Below are 18,222 nucleotides of genomic sequence, written 5' to 3'. Positions count from 1 at the left end.
CAGCCATTTTTTTGTTTTTACTTAACGGCTTCACCACTTGCAATTACAGTTTCACGTACTTGTTTAGCAAATGCTTGAGCTTCTTGGATAATTTCTTTTTCATCAACGGTTTGAAGTTTACGGTCTTCCATCAAAATTTTACCATCGACAATGGTATGGCGTACGTTTGCGCCGTTTGCGCCATAAACCAGAGCGGCAAATGGGCTATACATCGGCACCATATTTGGTGATTTAGTATCGACGACAATGATGTCAGCGAGCTTACCTACTTCAAGTGAGCCGAGTTTATCTTCCATATGCAATGCTTTTGCTGATCCCATTGTTGCCATTTCGACAACCGTGATTGGCGGCATGGCAGCTCTGTCCTTGTTGGCAAGCTTATGGATTTTACCGACGAGCCCCAATTCGTTCATTGTGGTCAATGTATTACTCGACATTGGGCCATCAGTTCCTAATCCGACTCGAATACCTTTTGCTAGCATTGCCGTAACCGGTGCAACACCCTTAGCTGATTTTGTATTTGCACTGATATTATGTGCCACCCCAACATCATATTGCTTGAGTAAGTCTAAATCTTTTTCATCCACCATGATGGCATGAGCCGCAATCACTTTATTGTTTAGTGCACCGATATCAGCCATATATTGAACTGGGCTTTTACCGCCGGTGCGTTTAGCGATTTCTTCTTGTTCTCTATCTGTTTCTGCTAGGTGGATCATGACAGGAACATCAAGTTCTTGTGATAACTTGGCAATCTTTTGTAAATGCTCAGTTGTATTGGTATAAGGTGCATGAGGGGCAAAAGCCGGTGTTATTCGTGGATGGTCTTTGTATTCATTGATAAAATTGACTGCATAAGTAATACCTTCATCAGCATTTTTTGCATCTGCTACCGGAAATTGAATGACGGATTCACCAAGCACAGCTCTAAGACCAATTTTATCAACAGTTTTTGCCACTTCATCTTCAAAGTAATACATATCAACATAGGTTGTAACACCACCCTTGACCATTTCTGCATTGGCTAAATTTGCACCAATGCGTACCATATCCCGAGAAACCATTTTACTTTCTAATGGGAAGATATAGCGATGTAAACGGTCAGGTACATCATCTGCGAGCGAGCGAAAGACGGTCATCGAAGCATGGGTATGTGTGTTTATTAGACCTGGCATGACAATATCACCATCAACATCTAATACTTTAGTTGCTTGATATTGTTTTGCTAATTCAGGGCCACCAATAGCGATGATTTTATTTTTATCGATGACGACGGTGCCTTGCTCTATGATTTTATTTTGTGCATCCATGGTGAGTACTGTGCCATCTACGATCATCATATCCGCAGGTTTTACTGCATAGCTAGCCATAGAAGCCGTTATGATGGATAAAGCAAGTAGGGACTTTGACAGTGACATAATGACCTCATTTCTGGTGAAATATTAAATATTCTTAATATGAAAATTATATGTTTTAGTTTATGAACGATAAAATTGTACTAAGTTTCGCAAAGAAAAATTAACGACATCCATTAATGTTTCTCTTGATGCACCATCTCGAGCTTGTACTGATAACCCATGAAGAATTAAAGAAAAATATTGGCCAAGAAGTTGAGGGTTAGCATCTTCAGATAACTGTTTTTCTGTTTTAGCTTGTTCGAAGCGCGTGATAATACCTTTACCGCGTTCAATTCGTTGTGTTGTCATCCATTCAAGTAGTGAATGATTTTCTTCGCTGAGGGCATTGGCTGATGAAACCACCATGCAACCCATGGCATGTTCTTTACGGGTATATAGATTTACCGCTTCAGTAAGCATCTGTGTTATGGCCGTCATAATATCTTTTTCGTGCAAAGCGATAAGCGCAAATCCACCTTCATTGGTTTCATAGTGAATAACGGCCTCACGAAATAATGCTTCTTTAGAGCCGAACGCTTTATAAATTCGAGCAGATGCGATGCCGAGTACATTAACTAGATCTGAGATGGAAGTGCCTTCATACCCATGTTGCCAGAAGAAATTTCGCGCTTTAATTAGTGCTTCATCTCGATCAAATTCCCGAGGTCTGCCAGCCATTGTCTATTCCTTATTCGGTATGTACGATTTTTATTATCCGTTGAAAATATTTTTTCTACAAATAAATCAATCATATTGATTGAAAATAGTCAGTACTCATCAATTTTTTTAAAAAAAAGAGTTGTGTTTATTATACAAGATCTCTATTGTTTGTCGATCGACAAACAATAGAGTAATTAAGATGCAAACAATTAAAGGCCCAAGTATTCATTTAGCACAATTTAGTGATGATGTTTTTCCTTTCAATAGCTTAGAAAATATTGCGCAATGGGCGTCCGATAATGGGTTTAAAGCAGTACAGCTACCCGCATGGGATAGCCGCTTGTTTAATGTAAATAAAGCCGCAGAAAGCCAAGATTATTGTGATGAGATCCAAGCTATTTTAAATCGACATGGTTTGGTTATTAGTGAGTTGACGACGCATATTTTTGGACAATTAATGGCGGTACATCCTGCTTATGATGCGCTATGCGATAGTTTCGCACCACCTGAATTACGCGGTAATACCGTTGCAAGAGGTGAGTGGGCTCACCAACAATTACTAGCCTCAATAAAAGCTTCTGCACGCTTAGGCTTGACCGATATGGGCACTTTTTCGGGTGCACTGGCTTGGCCATATGTATTTCCATTTCCACAGCGCCCGGCAGGATTAGTAGAAACGGCATTTGATGAATTAGCGCGTCGTTGGATGCCAATTCTAGATGCCTGTGAGGAACATAATATTAATTTATGTTATGAAATTCATCCGGGTGAAGACCTGCATGATGGGATCAGTTTTGAAATGTTTTATGCACGAACAGGAAATCATCCTCGCTGCAAAATTCTATTTGATCCGAGCCATTTTATCTTACAACAGCTTAATTATGTTGAATATTTAGATATCTATAAAGATTTTATTCGTATGTTCCATGTCAAAGATGCGGAATTTAATCCTACAGGCCGTCAAGGTATGTATGGTGGCTATCAAAATTGGGCTGATAGAGCAGGACGTTTTCGCTCAACAGGAGATGGGCAAGTTGATTTTACAACGATTTTTTCTAAATTAACCCAAAATGGTTATCAAGGATGGGCATCTTTAGAGTGGGAATGTTGTTTAAAAAATAAAGATGATGGGGCGAGTGAAGGTGCTGAATTTATCAAGCAACATATTATTCGTGTCACAGATAAGGTTTTTGATGATTTTGCTGCGGCACCTGTGAGCCAGTCTCAGTTGAATGAATTATTAGGAATAACACCAAGAGGGAGCAAACAATGATGCTAGATATTACTACAAATGGGTATTTTTTGAATGCTGTTGAGCACCATTATACAGTGATTGAAGGCAATAAGTTACATTATGTAACTTTAGGTGAAGGCCCCGCTGTACTGTTGCTCCCCGGCTGGCCACAGACATGGTATGCATGGCGAAATACAATGGAAGTATTGGCTGAAAACGGTTATCAAGCCATTGCTATTGATCCGCCGGGAACTGGGTATTCAGCTTCATTAACAGGAAGTTATGACACAGGCCGGATTGCTGGATTATTAGCAAAGTTAATGGACTCATTGGGTCATACCGATTATCCAGTCATTGGACACGACATTGGTATGTGGGTTGCTTATGCACTCGCTACTGATTATCCCGAAAACGTTTCTCGTTTAGTGGTGACGGAAGCGGTGATCCCTGGTCTTGCGCCGTCTCCTCCTGTTTTTGTTGCACCAAATGAGAACATTTTTTTATGGCACTTCATGTTCAATCAAGTGGCAGATTTGCCTGAAGCACTTATTGCCGGACGTGAAGATATCTATTTGAATTATATTTTTGATAAATGGTCGTGGCATCGTGACAAGGTTGCAGCCGAAATTTATGTTCAAAGCTATCGTGTACCGGGAAGATTAAGCGCAGGCTTCAATTATTATCGTTCAATCCCAGAAACAATTCGGCAGAACATAATACGAGAGCAACAACCCTTAACTATTCCTGTATTGGCGATTGGTGCAGAGCATGCAACCAAAGATGCGCCTTATGAAACCATGAAGAAAGTCGCATCAAACTTGACTAGCGCAATAGTGGCAGACTGTGGACATTTTATTATGGAAGAACAGCCAAAAGAATTTAATGCACTTATCATTAATTTTCTACAGCAAGGTGAATAACATGGCATTACGGACTGAGATTGCGAATTGGTTGAGTTTGAGAGAGCTAAATCAGCCAGCAAATAGTCTTGAACAATTAAGAATAAATGTTGATCAAGATATTATTGAACAGCAAGGCATCCAAATGGATGCTTGCTATCAAAACTCATTTTTAGTGACCACTGAGGATCAAGCGCAAATCGAAGTGCGTACATATAGTCCTTATGGGTTAGAACAGGATAAATTACGACCAGCATTGGTTTTCGCTCATGGTGGTGGTTGGTGCTTAGGGAGTTTATCTGCTTGGGATAGAACATGTCGATTATTGGCTGAATCAACACAGCAGGTTGTTTTTTCAGTGGATTATCGTTTATCCCCTGAATTTAAATTTCCAGTTCCATTGACTGATTATTTTACTGCACTTACTTATATTTATAAAAATGCGAATTTGCTTAATATTGATAAGCAACGAATATCTGTTGCTGGTGATAGTGCAGGGGCAAATTTAGCAGCAGCGGCTTGTTTATTAGCAAGGCAAGTGCCGGACATGACGATTAGTCATCAGCTACTCTTTTATCCAGCTTTGGATGCTTTGATGAGCAGTGAGTCTTATCAAATTTATGGGGAAGGTTACGACCTTACTGCGGCTACGATGGAATATTGCTGGAATCAGTATCTTACTGATCCTGCCGAACGTTTGAATGAACTTGCAAATCCATTAATGGCTTCATCTTTAGTAGGTTTGCCTGCCGCAACTATTTTTGTTTGTGAATATGACCCTGTTCGTGGTGATGGGGAACGTTATAAAGAGCGTTTATTAGAGGCTGGTGTTAATGTTGATTTCCACCTCTTGTCAGGCATGATCCACGGTGCTATCCATATGAATACTATTTGTAATGATATTTCTGATATCTATAAAAAAATAGTTTTATAACCATAATTTAGAGGATTAGGGAATCTCTTAATCCTTTTTATTTATCAAGTACTTAGCTTGGCTAATAGTACGCCAAATAGAATAATTACGCAGGCTGTTACACGCATTAGGTTGAATTTCTCTTTCAAAAACACAATAGATAAAAACATCGCAAATAAAACGCTAGTTTCTCTAATTGCAGCCACAATGACGATAGGAGCTTGGCTCATTGCCCATATAACGATGCCATAGCTTAATAGCTGCATTAATCCACCAAATAATCCTGAACGCCAATATTGCTGTATACCTTGAAAGAGTGTATTGCGGTATTTTATGATTCCAGGAACCATTAATACGATACCATTTAACAGGAATAGCCAAAGGGTATAGACGATAGGATCTTCACTGGCTCTTGAACCATACCCATCAGATAGGGTATAGCAGGCGGTAAAAAATGCAGTGCATAAGGCAAAAGCTAATGCTTTTCCTTTGATATTTAAAGTGAACTTTTTTCCTGCAAAAGCAATGATAACTACCCCAGAAATAATTAATAGAATACCAATTAAGCCCATGAAAGAGATAAGATCATTAAAAAGGACTGCACTGAGTATTGCCGTAATTAAAGGTGCTGAACCCCTTGAAATGGGGTAAATTTGGCTTAAGTCACCATGGGTATAGGCCTGACTTAAAAAATAGGTATAACCAATATGAAAAATGACCGACAAAATAAGCCAACGGATAGCATTAGGGGAGGGAAGTCCGAACCAAAACAAGGCTGGAATAGTTAAGATCCCTGCAAAAAATGAAATCATGACTAAACCAAAAAAACGGTCATTACCAAATTTAACTAAGGCATTCCAACTTGCATGACAAAGTGCAGCGACTAGAACAGCAAGTAAAACATAAGTAGTCATAATAAAAACGTATTGCTAAACGGTGAGGTTAGTATTGCTGATCCCCATTGTTTTGTGAAGCGCTTGGCAGCATTATTCGGAGATAGTGCTTAGAATCGAAAAATTTTGCGAAACGGTATGTAGATTTAAAATCGTTTATGGTTACAAACTCACTTAACCGTGTATTTTTAATGAGAAGTCAGAATAATAAATGGCTTAAATCGCAATAATATTAAAATAATTAATTTATTGTTTATTTTTACAAAAGTTGTCTATAGTAAAATTAACTAATTGTTATCATTTCTAGTGATCTTTAACACGAATAAATCGAAAATAACGAATTATTATGGATAAATAAACGACTTTTTACGAATTGATAATTAGCATATTATTAACATATCAAAAATATTTTGAGGTTAAATATATGACAGCAATTATTCGTAAGTTTTTAAGGTTAGAAGCAGCAGGAGGATTACTCCTGATTATTGCTGCCATAGTCGCATTGATGATGGCTAACTCGCCACTTCAAGGGGCTTATCAGCAATTTTTAGATATACCTGTATCGATCAAAATATCCACTTTTGGTTTAGATAAGCCATTGATTCTCTGGATTAATGACTTCCTAATGGCAATTTTTTTCCTTGTTGTTGGTCTTGAAGTTAAACGAGAGTTATTGGAAGGATCGTTAGCAGGGCGTGATAAAGCTATATTTCCAGCAGTTGCTGCACTGGGTGGCATGATTGCACCAGCTTTGATTTACCTATTATTTAATGGGGCAGATGAGATAACAAAGCAGGGGTGGGCAATTCCTGCGGCAACGGATATTGCATTTGCATTGGGCGTGATGGCGTTATTAGGTAAACGTGTACCAACAGAGCTTAAAGTATTTTTATTAGCACTAGCAATTATTGATGACCTTGGCGTTATTGTCATTATCGCCTTTTTCTATACAAGCTCTGTATCGGTTATCGCTCTTGGGCTTGCGGCGTTATGTATTGCAGCACTGTGTGCAATGAACTGGCGACGAGTTGAAAATACAGCAGCATATTTGGTTATTGGATTAATATTATGGGTATGTATTCTTAAATCAGGCGTTCATGCAACTTTAGCGGGGGTTATCGTTGGTTTCTTAATTCCATTACGTGGCACTAATGATACTAAGCCATCTGAAGAGCTAGAGCATGTATTACATCCGTGGGTTGTTTATTTAATTTTACCTATTTTTGCTTTTGCAAACTCAGGGGTATCGTTAAATGGGATAACTTTAGACGGTTTAATGAGCCCATTACCATTAGGTGTTGCCGCAGGTCTTTTGTTAGGTAAACCAATTGGGATCTTTTTGTTTAGTTGGGTTTCGATAAAACTTGGGTTGGCAAAATTACCAGCATCAATTAACCTGAAACAAGTTTTTGCTGTTTCGGTACTGTGTGGGATCGGTTTTACTATGTCTATTTTTATAACAGGCCTCGCATTCGATGGACTTGATGAAGTGTATAGTACCTACTCAAGACTGGGGATTTTAATTGGTTCGACTGTGGCTGCCTTTTTAGGATATTTCATGTTAAGGGTAGTGTTACCGAAACAAAATAGAGAGTAATTAGTTGTAAAATTAGTATTTTTACAGAATTTATTAGTAAGAATTTCCGAACTAATCGACTATGATGTACCCGCAGTATGTGTTTTGCATACTGCGGGTTTTTAAATATCACTCCTGAAAAAAGGAGCGCAGGTAAAATCGTATGGTCAATAGTTGTTATACTGGTTATTGGTGATACAAAAGGAATCGATATGCGGGTTTCACATCTTAATTATAATCACCTTTACTACTTTTGGCATGTGTGTAAAGAAGGTTCTGTTGTCGGAGCAGCTGAAGCACTTTATCTGACTCCTCAGACGATTACAGGGCAAATTAAAGCACTTGAAGAGCGCTTAGGCGGTAAGTTATTTAAACGCCAAGGGCGAGGTTTAGTGCCTTCAGAGCTTGGGCAACTCATTTTTCGCTATGCAGATAAAATGTTTATGCTTAGTCAGGAAATGTTAGATATCGTTAACTACAGTCGAGAATCAAATCTTTTATTTGATGTTGGTGTTGCTGACGCATTATCTAAACGTTTAGTTAGTCGAGTATTAGAAACAGCTGTTGTCGAGCATGAACAAATTCATTTACGTTGTTTTGAATCAACGCATGAATTATTGCTTGAGCAGCTTAGTCAGCACAAATTGGATATGATTTTATCGGATTGTCCTGTGGATTCATCTCAACAAGAAGGGCTATTCTCGGTTAAATTAGGAGAGTGTAGCGTAAGCTTTTTTTGTCGGCAGCCCGCACCTAAAAAACCATTTCCAGAATGTCTTGAAGAGCGCCGCTTATTGATCCCAGGCCGTCGTTCAATGTTAGGGCGTCATTTATTAACCTGGATACGAAATAAAAATTTACAAGTTGAAGTGTTAGGGGAATTTGATGATGCAGCACTGATGAAAGCATTTGGCATGTACCATAATGCAATATTTGTGGCGCCATCTTTATATGCTCTCGATATTTTTGCAGATAATGAAGTGCAAGAGATTGGGCGATTAGATAGTGTAAAAGAAGAGTATTATGTTATTTTTGCTGAGAGAATGATCCAACATCCAGCAGTACAACGTGTCTGTAATAAAGATTTTTCTGATTTGTTTTCAGCACCATTCGATAACTTAGAACAAAAAATTTAGCAGACAAAAAAACCGGCAGAAGCCGGTTTTTTTAGCTAATCAAGAAGCGATATTACATTGCTTTGATTTGAGCAACTAAGTTAGCTTTATGACGTGCTGCTTTATTTTTGTGGATCAGGCCTTTAGTAGCATGGCGATCAACAATAGGTTGCATGTCATTGAATGCTTTCTGAGCAGCTTCTTTATCGCCAGCAGCGATAGCTACGTAAACTTTCTTGATAAAAGTACGTACCATAGAGCGACGGCTAGCGTTATGCTGGCGACGTTTCTCTGATTGAATGGCACGTTTCTTAGCTGATTTGATATTAGCCAAGTTCCAACTCCCAAATGTATTCTACTGAGGACAATTCAAAGGTCGAGGAATATGCCCTCTCGGCCTTCATTTGTCAATGGATTTGTGCAAATAAACATCGTGTACTTCGATATTTATATCGCTGTGAATGGTGCAAGATTCTATCAGTAAAGACAAGAAGAATACAGATCTTAGCGTGAAAAAAAGCGCAATTGTTTGCAGAAAATGGAAAACATTTTAGATAAAAAATATTTTCTAGCGAGATAGCCTCAGTATTTATGCGGTGGCTGTATGAAAACAATACATTTATTGCATGAATCATAAACAGATAATGTATTTAGTAAATAGCCACAGTAAGAAAAAAAGAAAAAATTAATATTTTTAGAGACCTCAGCGTAAATTTGTTGTATTGATAATCCATTGGTTATCCCAACATTTTTGAGATCCGTATACTATCAGGTAATATTAGATGAGTTTGAGTAGCATAACTGTTTACAATCGAGGTAAAATCTGTTGGTAAATAGTGTGGAGATCAAAAAAATAGGGTTTAATGAAACCTTTTACGAACTTAGGTTAACCTTATGCGTCGTACAGGGTATAATCCTGCAATTTCCTCGGTATTGAGCCTGTTATGGAGCTAATTCGCGGTATACAAAATATCCGGGCGCACCATCGTGGTTGCGTACTGACTATTGGTAATTTTGATGGTGTCCATCGAGGTCACCAGGTATTGCTTCAAAATTTGAAGTTGAAGAGTGCGCAGTTGGGGCTACCCACTGTTGTGATGATTTTTGAGCCACAGCCTCTTGAATTCTTTATTGGAGATAAAGCACCTGCTCGACTGACACGTCTACGAGATAAAGTAAAATACCTTGCAGATAGTGGTGTTGATTATCTGTTATGTGTTGAATTTAATCAGCATTTTGCTTCGCTGACACCAAATGAGTTTGTGTCGGACTTATTGGTTAATAAACTAGGCGTAAAATACCTTGCGATTGGCGATGATTTCCGTTTTGGAAAAAATCGGATGGGCGATTTTACTTTCCTACAGCAAGCGGGTGAGCAATTTGGCTTTGAAGTGGCAAATACTGAAAGCTTTTGCGATTCAGGGCTACGTATAAGCAGTACGGCAATACGCAAAGCGATTCAAGAAAATGACCTCGCATTAGCGGAAAGTTTACTGGGTCATCCTTATCGGATTAGTGGGCGTGTTGTACATGGTAATCAGCTTGGGCGAACTATAGGTTTTCCGACAGCAAACCTACCATTAAAACGTTTAGTCACACCAGTCACAGGTGTGTATGCTGTAGAGGTTCACGGTTTAGGTGATAACCCTCTACCGGGTGTGGCGAATATCGGCACACGACCGACAGTTTCTGGAAAAGGAACACAGTTAGAAGTACATCTGATTGATACCAGCCTTGATTTATATGGGCGTCATATTGATGTAGTGCTACGTAAAAAATTACGTGATGAGCAGCGGTTTGCTTCGTTGGAAGCGCTGAAGGAGCAAATTGCTAATGATGTCATTGCAGCAAGAGAATACCTCTGCGCAATAGGAATCAAATAATTTAGCGGAAAATTGGAACTGAGAATCGATGAGTGACTATAAAAATACCCTGAATCTACCAGAAACCGGGTTCCCAATGCGTGGCGATCTCGCCAAACGCGAACCACAGATGTTAGAACGCTGGTACAAAGAAAACTTGTATCAGGCAATCCGTAAAGCAAAATTGGGCAAAAAAACCTTTATTCTGCATGATGGCCCTCCATATGCTAACGGTAGTATTCATATTGGTCACTCAGTTAACAAAATTCTCAAAGATATTATTATTAAATCCAAAGGGCTAGCGGGATTTGATTCCCCATACATCCCAGGTTGGGATTGCCATGGCTTACCGATTGAACATAAAGTTGAACAAATCGTTGGTAAACCAGGTGAAAAAGTCTCCGCCGCTGAATTTCGTGCACAGTGCCGCCAATATGCTAAAGAGCAAATTGAAGGGCAAAAAGCGGACTTTATGCGCTTAGGTGTGTTAGGCGAGTGGGATAAACCTTACCTGACCATGGATTTTAAAACAGAAGCTCATATCATCCGAGCATTGGCTAAAACCATTGCGAATGGTCATCTTATTAAAGGTGCTAAGCCTGTTCATTGGTGTACAGCTTGTGGCTCTTCATTGGCTGAAGCGGAAGTTGAATATTACGATAAAACATCCCCATCTATTTATGTTCGCTTCCCTGCGGTAGATAGCAAAGCGGTATGTGAAAAATTTGGCGTAATGACTGATAAAGTACCGTCGTTGGTTATTTGGACTACAACGCCTTGGACTTTGCCTGCTAACCGCGCAATTTCATTAAATCCTGCATTTCAATATAGTTTGATTGAAGCGAATGGTGAGTTACTGATCCTTGCGACTGATCTTATCGAAGACGTCATGAAAACGGTCGGTATTACATCATGGACTGTTCTCGGTGAATGTGAGGGTAGTGCTCTTGAATTATTACGTTTCCAACATCCATTTATGGGCTTTGATATCCCTGCGATTTTAGGTGACCACGTTACTTTAGATGCCGGTACAGGGGCTGTGCATACAGCACCGGGCCATGGTCCAGAAGACTACGTGGTTGGTCAAAAATACGGTTTGGAAACTGCGAATCCAGTCGGACCAAATGGTTGTTTTTTACCTGACACCTATCCGACCCTTGATGGCCTATTTGTATTTAAAGCTAATGACGTGATTGTCGAGCTATTAAATGAAAAGGGAGCTTTGCTGTTTAAGCAAGCGATTTCCCACAGCTATCCGTGCTGTTGGCGCCATAAAACGCCAGTTATTTTCCGTGCAACACCACAATGGTTCATTGGCATGGATAAAAACGGCTTACGTGAGCAATCACTGAAAGAAATTGATATGGTTCAATGGATCCCTGGTTGGGGTCGCGCACGTATTGAATCAATGGTTGAAAACCGCCCAGACTGGTGTATCTCTCGTCAACGTACTTGGGGTACTCCAATGTCGTTGTTTGTCCATAAAGAGACGGAAGAGTTACATCCTCGTACTTTAGAGTTGATGGAAGAAGTCGCTAAACGTGTCGAAGTTGATGGCATTCAAGCATGGTGGGATCTCGACGCGGCTGAGCTATTAGGTGATGACGCTGAAACTTATCGTAAAGTGCCAGATACGCTGGATGTTTGGTTTGACTCTGGTTCAACACATTTTGCTGTCGTAGACGCTCGTCCAGAGTTTCATGGTAATTCTGCTGATATGTACCTAGAAGGTTCAGATCAGCACCGTGGCTGGTTTATGTCTTCACTGATGTTATCGACTGCGATGAAAGGTAAAGCGCCTTATCGCCAAGTATTGACCCACGGTTTTACCGTTGATGGTCAAGGTCGTAAAATGTCCAAGTCATTAGGCAATACTGTTAGCCCGCAAGATGTAATGAATAAGCTAGGCGCAGATATCCTACGCTTATGGGTCGCATCGACAGACTATACTGGCGAAATTGCTGTTTCTGATGAAATATTGAAACGTGCAGCCGACTCTTATCGTCGTATTCGTAATACTGCACGATTCTTCTTAGCTAATCTAAATGGCTTTAATCCTGAAACCGATATGGTGAAGGCAGAAGACATGGTGGTCTTAGATAGATGGGCGGTGGGTCGTGCATTAGAAGCTCAAAAAGAGATCACGAAAGCGTATGAAGCCTGCGATTTCCTCTCTGTTATTCAACGTTTAATGCATTTTTGCTCTATTGAAATGGGTTCTTTCTATCTGGACATCATTAAAGATCGCCAGTATACGGCGAAAGGTGATAGCCTCGCGCGCCGTAGCTGTCAAACTGCGTTATACCATATCATTGAAGCTCTTGTTCGTTGGGTTGCACCTGTACTTTCATTTACTTCAGATGAGATTTGGAATGAATTACCGGGTAAACGTTCACAATTTGTATTAACTGAAGAATGGTATGACAAATTATTCGGTTTAGATGCATCAGAAGAAATGAATGATAGCTTCTGGGCTGAACTATTAGTTATTCGAAGTGAAGTTAATAAAGTATTGGAACAAGCGCGTACAGATAAGCAAATTGGTGGGTCGTTAGAGGCTGCAGTTACACTGTATGCAGATAAAGAGTTGAGTGAAAAGCTTAATAGTTTAGGCGATGAGCTGCGCTTTGTTTTACTGACATCTCAAGCGGTTGTTGCAGATATTGCAACTGCGCCAACGGACGCGCAAGACAGTGAACTAGACGGTTTGAAAATTGCCTTTAGTAAAGCAGCTGGTGATAAATGTCCTCGTTGCTGGCACTATGCTAGTGATATTGGTTCTGTCGCTGATCAGCCAGAGTTATGTGGCCGTTGTGCGACTAACGTAGCCGGTGACGGCGAAGTACGTAAGTTTGCTTAATGAAGACACCTATTTGTTCTACCGGTTTGCGTTGGTTATGGTTAACCATTGTGATTATCGTTGCGGATTTAGGTATTAAACAACTCGTTTTGAGTGACCTTAATTTATACGAACCACATCCGATTACACCATTTTTTAACTTGATGTATGCCCAAAATTTTGGTGCCGCATTTAGTTTCCTCGCTAATGAAGGGGGCTGGCAACGTTGGTTCTTTGCAGGTATTGCGATTGGTATCTCTATCATCTTAATGGTGATGATGTATCGTCAAAGTGCACAAAAACGCCTAACAAACATTGCTTATGCACTAATTATTGGTGGCGCAATTGGTAACCTATGTGATCGTTTAGTGCATGGTTTTGTTGTCGATTATCTTGATTTTTACGTCGGCAACTGGCATTACCCTACTTTTAACCTTGCTGATATGGCAATTTGTATCGGTGCTGGTTTAGTTATCATTGAAGGCTTTTTGCCTGATAGAGATAAAACTAAACAGAGCACGGCCAAGCAGGATAACGTAAAGTAAGCTAAATAACCGAATGCGATAAAAGACAATAGGTTATAACATGATTACTCACAGCCCGGATGATACCGGGCTGATTTTTATGACAGAAAATAGGTTTGATTTATGTCTACTCAAATACAGGCGCAGAGCTCTGTTCTACTGCATTTCACTCTGAAATTGGAAGATGGCTCGACAGCAGATTCTTCACACGCACAAGGAAAGCCTGCGTTGTTTGTCTTAGGGAATGATTCTTTATCTCCTGAACTTGAAACCCAGCTTTTAGGGCTCAATGAGGGGGAAAAGAAAAGCTTTTCATTACCTGGTGATGCTGTTTTTGGGAAGCATAATCCTGATTTAGTTCAATATTTCTCATTACGTGATTTTATTGAAACAGGTATACCTGAAATTGGCACTATTATGTTATTTTCGGCCATGAATGGTAGTGAAATGCCCGGAGTTGTAAAATCAATTGAAGGTGAGTCAATTACCGTTGATTTTAATCATCCTCTCGCAGAGCAGCAAATCAGTTTTGATATTGAAGTACTAGAAGTCGACCCGCAATTGGAGAGTCAAAATGCAAATATTAATGGCTAATCCTCGTGGATTCTGTGCAGGTGTAGATCGCGCAATTAGTATTGTAGAAAGAGCATTGGAATTATATGGCGCGCCAATTTATGTTCGACATGAAGTGGTTCACAACCGTTATGTTGTTGATGATTTACGTCAACGTGGCGCTATCTTTATTGAAGAAATCGCTGAAGTTCCTGATGGTTCAATTCTGATATTTTCAGCTCATGGGGTTTCTCAAGCTATTCGCCAAGAAGCACGCTCACGCGATTTAACGATGTTATTTGATGCAACCTGCCCATTGGTGACTAAAGTTCATATGGAAGTTGCTAGAGCAAGTAGAAAAGGGAAAGAAGCTATACTGATTGGTCATGCAGGCCATCCTGAAGTAGAAGGAACTATGGGACAATATAGCAACCCAGAGGGGGGAATGTACCTTGTCGAGAGTCCTGAAGATGTTTGGAAGCTAAAAGTTAAAGATGAAAATAATCTACGCTTTATGACGCAAACAACACTTTCAGTTGATGATACCTCTGATGTAATTGATGCTCTAACGGCCCGTTTCCCGAGCATTGTAGGACCACGTAAAGATGATATCTGTTATGCAACGACAAACCGACAAGAAGCCGCGAGAGAGCTCGCAGAGCGCGCAGATATTGTCCTTGTTGTTGGTTCTAAAAACTCCTCAAACTCAAATCGCTTAGCAGAACTTGCTTCAAGAATGCAAAAGCCTGCGTATTTAATTGATGGTGCAGAAGATATTAAAACTGAATGGTTAGCAGATAAAGAAATTATCGGTTTAACCGCTGGAGCATCGGCTCCTGATATTTTAGTTCAACAAGTTATTGATAGATTAAAGGAACTTGGTGCTGATTCTGTGGTTGAATTAGAAGGCCGCGAAGAAAATATTGTGTTTGAAGTGCCAAAAGAATTACGTGTGGAAGTAAAAGAAATTAACTAATTTGCTGTTCAATCTTATTGGTGGCCATTTTGCAAAAGCGAAATGGCTTTTTATTGCTTATTGAACCACCCATCATCACAACTTTTTCTGATAATTTCTCCTCTCTGTACGGTTTTGTTAATAACTTAAGATTAGTACTAGCGCAATAATGCCATGATGGTTAATCTGTCTATTCGTTAAATCTCAAACCTCAGCTGTATTAGCATCGTTTATGGCTTTCTAGTGGCTTTAGGTATAACAACAAATTTTAAGTAAATATAAAGTTTTGATTATCTTAACTGGTTAGTCATTATTTATATTTATAGGGTTTGGTCATAATTTTCGCATCAATAATTATTAAAGGATTGCAAATGACAGATTCAACGGTACGTGTTGCGATTGTCGGTGCTGGTGGTCGTATGGGACGCCAATTAATTCAAGCAGCACAAGAGCAAGAAGGCATTCGATTAGGCGCGGCGATAGAGCGTGAAGGTTCTTCTCTTGTTGGTGTTGATGCCGGCGAGTTAGCGGGTATTGGGCATTTAGGTGTTGTGATTGTTGATTCTCTCGATAAAGTCGTTAATGACTTTGATGTGGTCATTGATTTTACTCGCCCGGAAGGCACTTTGCTCTATCTCGCTTTTTGCCAAGCACACCAAAAATCGATGGTAATTGGTACGACTGGATTTGATGAATCAGGTAAACAGGCTATTGCAGATGCCGCTAAAGTGATCCCCATCGTATTTGCTGCTAATTTCAGTGTTGGTGTTAATGTTGTTCTAAAATTACTCGAAAAAGCAGCCAAGGTAATGGGTGATTATACTGACATTGAAATTATTGAAGCTCATCACCGCCATAAAGTGGATGCACCGTCAGGGACTGCGCTTGCAATGGGGGAATCTATTGCGAGTGCATTAGGTAAAGATCTTAATAGTTGTGCGGTGTATGCGAGAGAAGGCTACACAGGTGAGCGTGAAGCGGGCACAATTGGCTTTGCTACAGTGAGAGCGGGAGATATTGTCGGTGAGCACACAGTGATGTTTGCAGATATAGGTGAGCGCGTTGAGATAAGCCACAAAGCTTCTAGCCGTATGACCTTTGCAAAAGGGGCAATTCGAGCATCTGGGTGGGTAAGCTCTAAAAAAAGTGGTTTATATGACATGAAAGATGTCTTGAGTCTTGATGATTTGTAATTTTTAATTATATATAATCACATTAAAATCAGGCTAATGAGTTATCATTGGCTTGATAACGCTACCTTGTAATGTATTTATTGTCATAACCTGTATTTTATAAAGATATCTCTATTTTTCCCCTTCGGTTTACTCATTAATTGCACTTTATTCTAACTTTAAGCTAGGTTATCATTAATTATTCAATTATCTTATATCGCAACCGTTTACCTATTCACTATGAGTGCTAGTTTTAATGCTCATGTAACTAAAAAATAGGTAAACAAGCAAAAAGATAAGATAGAATTGTAAAAAATGCATTTTTTTCTAGACAAGACCTCAACACATCATTAGAATTCGCGCAATTTGCCAAAAATATGATTAAAAACTCATTTTGGCATTGATTTAGATCGCAAAATCTGAATTAATATGCAGTAATTATGATTTATTATTCTCTGGAGGGTGTTTTGATAAAGTCAGCTATATTGGTTCTGGAAGACGGAACCCAATTCCACGGGCGCGCCATCGGTGCTGAAGGGGCCGCTATTGGAGAAGTCGTTTTCAATACATCAATGACCGGTTACCAAGAAATAATTACTGACCCTTCCTATTCCCGCCAAATTGTTACTCTCACTTATCCCCATATTGGTAATGTCGGCACCAACGCTGATGACGAAGAATCTCCAAATGTACATGCTCAAGGTTTGATAATTCGTGACTTACCATTAGTTTATAGTAACTTTCGTGGTCAGGAAGGCCTGTCGGAATATCTGAAGCGTCATAATGTTGTTGCCATTGCTGATATCGATACCCGCAAACTGACACGTTTGTTGAGAGAGAAAGGGGCGCAAAACGGTTGTATTATCGCAGGGGATAATCCGGATGTTGCACTTGCACTTGAGAAAGCTCGCGGATTTTCAGGTCTCAATGGATTAGATTTAGCCAAAGAGGTGTGTACCAAAGAAATTTATACTTGGACGCAGAACTCTTGGAACCTTGAAGATGGGCAGCTGGCCGCTAAGAAAGTTGAAGATTTACCTCTACATGTAGTGGCTTATGATTTTGGTGCAAAACGTAACATTCTACGTATGTTGGTTGACCGTGGTTGCCGCTTAACTGTTGTGCCTGCTACAACACCCGCAGAAACAGTATTAGCAATGAATCCAGATGGGATCTTTTTATCCAACGGACCTGGCGACCCAGCGCCTTGTGACTATGCGATTAATGCAATTAGGCAATTTCTTGAAACAGAAATTCCTGTATTTGGTATTTGCTTAGGGCATCAGTTATTAGCACTCGCAAGTGGTGCTGACACTATCAAAATGAAATTTGGACATCACGGTGCTAACCACCCCGTTAAAGATTTAGATAGAAATATTGTGATGATTACGGCTCAAAACCATGGTTTTGCTGTTGATGAAACAACGCTACCCGATACGTTGCGTGTGACACATAAATCATTGTTTGATGGAACGCTACAAGGTATTCACCGCACAGATAAACCTGCATTTAGTTTCCAAGGTCACCCAGAAGCAAGCTCAGGTCCACATGATGCAGAGAATTTATTTGATCACTTCATTGATTTGATAAACGAATATCGTAAGAACACATCAGGCCAAAACGCACAATAA

16 protein-coding genes are annotated in these 18,222 nt (G+C 39.7%); 12 read left to right on the top strand and 4 right to left on the bottom strand.

All coding sequences use genetic code 11. The features are described 5' to 3' along the window. Positions 1-17: 17 nt before the first annotated feature. Both ACTH6U_RS01455 and ACTH6U_RS01450 read right to left on the bottom strand, forming a co-directional pair. Entirely contained in the window at positions 18-1,418 is a 1,401-nt protein-coding gene (locus ACTH6U_RS01455) for an amidohydrolase (RefSeq protein WP_441831418.1), read from the bottom strand. A gap of 60 nt (positions 1,419-1,478) precedes the next feature. Beyond that, entirely contained in the window at positions 1,479-2,075 is a 597-nt protein-coding gene (locus tag ACTH6U_RS01450; RefSeq protein WP_294108308.1) for a TetR/AcrR family transcriptional regulator, read from the bottom strand. A gap of 181 nt (positions 2,076-2,256) precedes the next feature. Here ACTH6U_RS01450 and ACTH6U_RS01445 point away from each other — a divergent pair, with 181 nt between their 5' ends. Genes ACTH6U_RS01445 through ACTH6U_RS01435 form a run of 3 tightly spaced genes read left to right on the top strand, consistent with a single transcriptional unit; the run spans position 2,257 to position 5,124 of the window. Further along, positions 2,257-3,330, top strand: coding sequence for a sugar phosphate isomerase/epimerase family protein (locus tag ACTH6U_RS01445; RefSeq protein ID WP_336430897.1), 1,074 nt, complete (start codon positions 2,257-2,259; stop codon positions 3,328-3,330). Further along, positions 3,327-4,211 carry an alpha/beta fold hydrolase gene (locus tag ACTH6U_RS01440; RefSeq protein WP_441831417.1) on the top strand — a complete coding sequence of 295 codons (885 nt, stop codon included), beginning with the start codon at positions 3,327-3,329 and terminating at the stop codon, positions 4,209-4,211. Before ACTH6U_RS01445 ends, ACTH6U_RS01440 begins: the two co-directional genes overlap by 4 nt. 1 nt (position 4,212) lies before the next feature. Then, positions 4,213-5,124 (top strand): alpha/beta hydrolase, encoded by a 912-nt coding sequence (locus tag ACTH6U_RS01435; protein WP_294108314.1) that lies wholly within the window; start codon positions 4,213-4,215, stop codon positions 5,122-5,124. Between the two features lie 44 nt (positions 5,125-5,168). Here the strand turns inward: ACTH6U_RS01435 and ACTH6U_RS01430 are convergent, their stop codons facing one another. Next, the gene (locus tag ACTH6U_RS01430) at positions 5,169-6,017 is read right to left on the bottom strand and encodes an EamA family transporter (protein WP_336430898.1); all 849 of its coding nucleotides are present in this window, start codon (positions 6,015-6,017) and stop codon (positions 5,169-5,171) included. 403 nt (positions 6,018-6,420) lie between these two features. On the opposite strand from ACTH6U_RS01430, the gene nhaA reads away from it, so the two are divergent. Both nhaA and nhaR read left to right on the top strand, forming a co-directional pair. Next, positions 6,421-7,593: a Na+/H+ antiporter NhaA gene (nhaA, locus tag ACTH6U_RS01425; RefSeq protein WP_294108317.1), complete on the top strand. Its 1,173-nt coding sequence runs from the start codon at positions 6,421-6,423 to the stop codon at positions 7,591-7,593. Between the two features lie 191 nt (positions 7,594-7,784). Further along, positions 7,785-8,708, top strand: coding sequence for a transcriptional activator NhaR (nhaR, locus tag ACTH6U_RS01420; protein WP_441831416.1), 924 nt, complete (start codon positions 7,785-7,787; stop codon positions 8,706-8,708). A 52-nt stretch (positions 8,709-8,760) separates the two neighbouring features. Here the strand turns inward: nhaR and rpsT are convergent, their stop codons facing one another. Further along, complete coding sequence (gene rpsT / locus ACTH6U_RS01415) at positions 8,761-9,021, bottom strand: 30S ribosomal protein S20 (RefSeq protein ID WP_294108320.1); 261 nt, start codon at positions 9,019-9,021, stop codon at positions 8,761-8,763. Positions 9,022-9,631: 610 nt separating this feature from the next. Here rpsT and ribF point away from each other — a divergent pair. The 7 genes from ribF (at position 9,632) to carA (ending at position 18,222) form a co-directional block, all read left to right on the top strand. Further along, positions 9,632-10,570 carry a bifunctional riboflavin kinase/FAD synthetase gene (ribF, locus tag ACTH6U_RS01410; RefSeq protein ID WP_441828672.1) on the top strand — a complete coding sequence of 313 codons (939 nt, stop codon included), beginning with the start codon at positions 9,632-9,634 and terminating at the stop codon, positions 10,568-10,570. 28 nt (positions 10,571-10,598) lie between these two features. Next, positions 10,599-13,409, top strand: coding sequence for an isoleucine--tRNA ligase (gene ileS / locus ACTH6U_RS01405; RefSeq protein ID WP_441831415.1), 2,811 nt, complete (start codon positions 10,599-10,601; stop codon positions 13,407-13,409). Next, the gene (gene lspA, locus ACTH6U_RS01400) at positions 13,409-13,933 is read left to right on the top strand and encodes a signal peptidase II (protein ID WP_294108324.1); all 525 of its coding nucleotides are present in this window, start codon (positions 13,409-13,411) and stop codon (positions 13,931-13,933) included. The genes ileS and lspA overlap by 1 nt, the downstream gene beginning before the upstream one ends. A gap of 102 nt (positions 13,934-14,035) precedes the next feature. Next, positions 14,036-14,506 (top strand): FKBP-type peptidyl-prolyl cis-trans isomerase, encoded by a 471-nt coding sequence (gene fkpB, locus ACTH6U_RS01395; RefSeq protein WP_294108326.1) that lies wholly within the window; start codon positions 14,036-14,038, stop codon positions 14,504-14,506. Continuing rightward, positions 14,487-15,440: a 4-hydroxy-3-methylbut-2-enyl diphosphate reductase gene (gene ispH / locus ACTH6U_RS01390; protein ID WP_294108328.1), complete on the top strand. Its 954-nt coding sequence runs from the start codon at positions 14,487-14,489 to the stop codon at positions 15,438-15,440. Before fkpB ends, ispH begins: the two co-directional genes overlap by 20 nt. Positions 15,441-15,790: 350 nt before the next feature. After that, the gene (gene dapB / locus ACTH6U_RS01385; protein WP_294108330.1) at positions 15,791-16,612 is read left to right on the top strand and encodes a 4-hydroxy-tetrahydrodipicolinate reductase; all 822 of its coding nucleotides are present in this window, start codon (positions 15,791-15,793) and stop codon (positions 16,610-16,612) included. Between the two features lie 446 nt (positions 16,613-17,058). Next, positions 17,059-18,222, top strand: coding sequence for a glutamine-hydrolyzing carbamoyl-phosphate synthase small subunit (gene carA, locus ACTH6U_RS01380; protein ID WP_441831414.1), 1,164 nt, complete (start codon positions 17,059-17,061; stop codon positions 18,220-18,222).

Origin of the sequence: Providencia sp. (assembly GCF_052096715.1) — a bacterium.
Taxonomy (GTDB): Bacteria; Pseudomonadota; Gammaproteobacteria; order Enterobacterales; family Enterobacteriaceae; genus Providencia.
The sequence above is the reverse complement of the archived record's forward strand: the minus strand, read 5'-3'. Positions and strand labels throughout refer to the sequence as shown.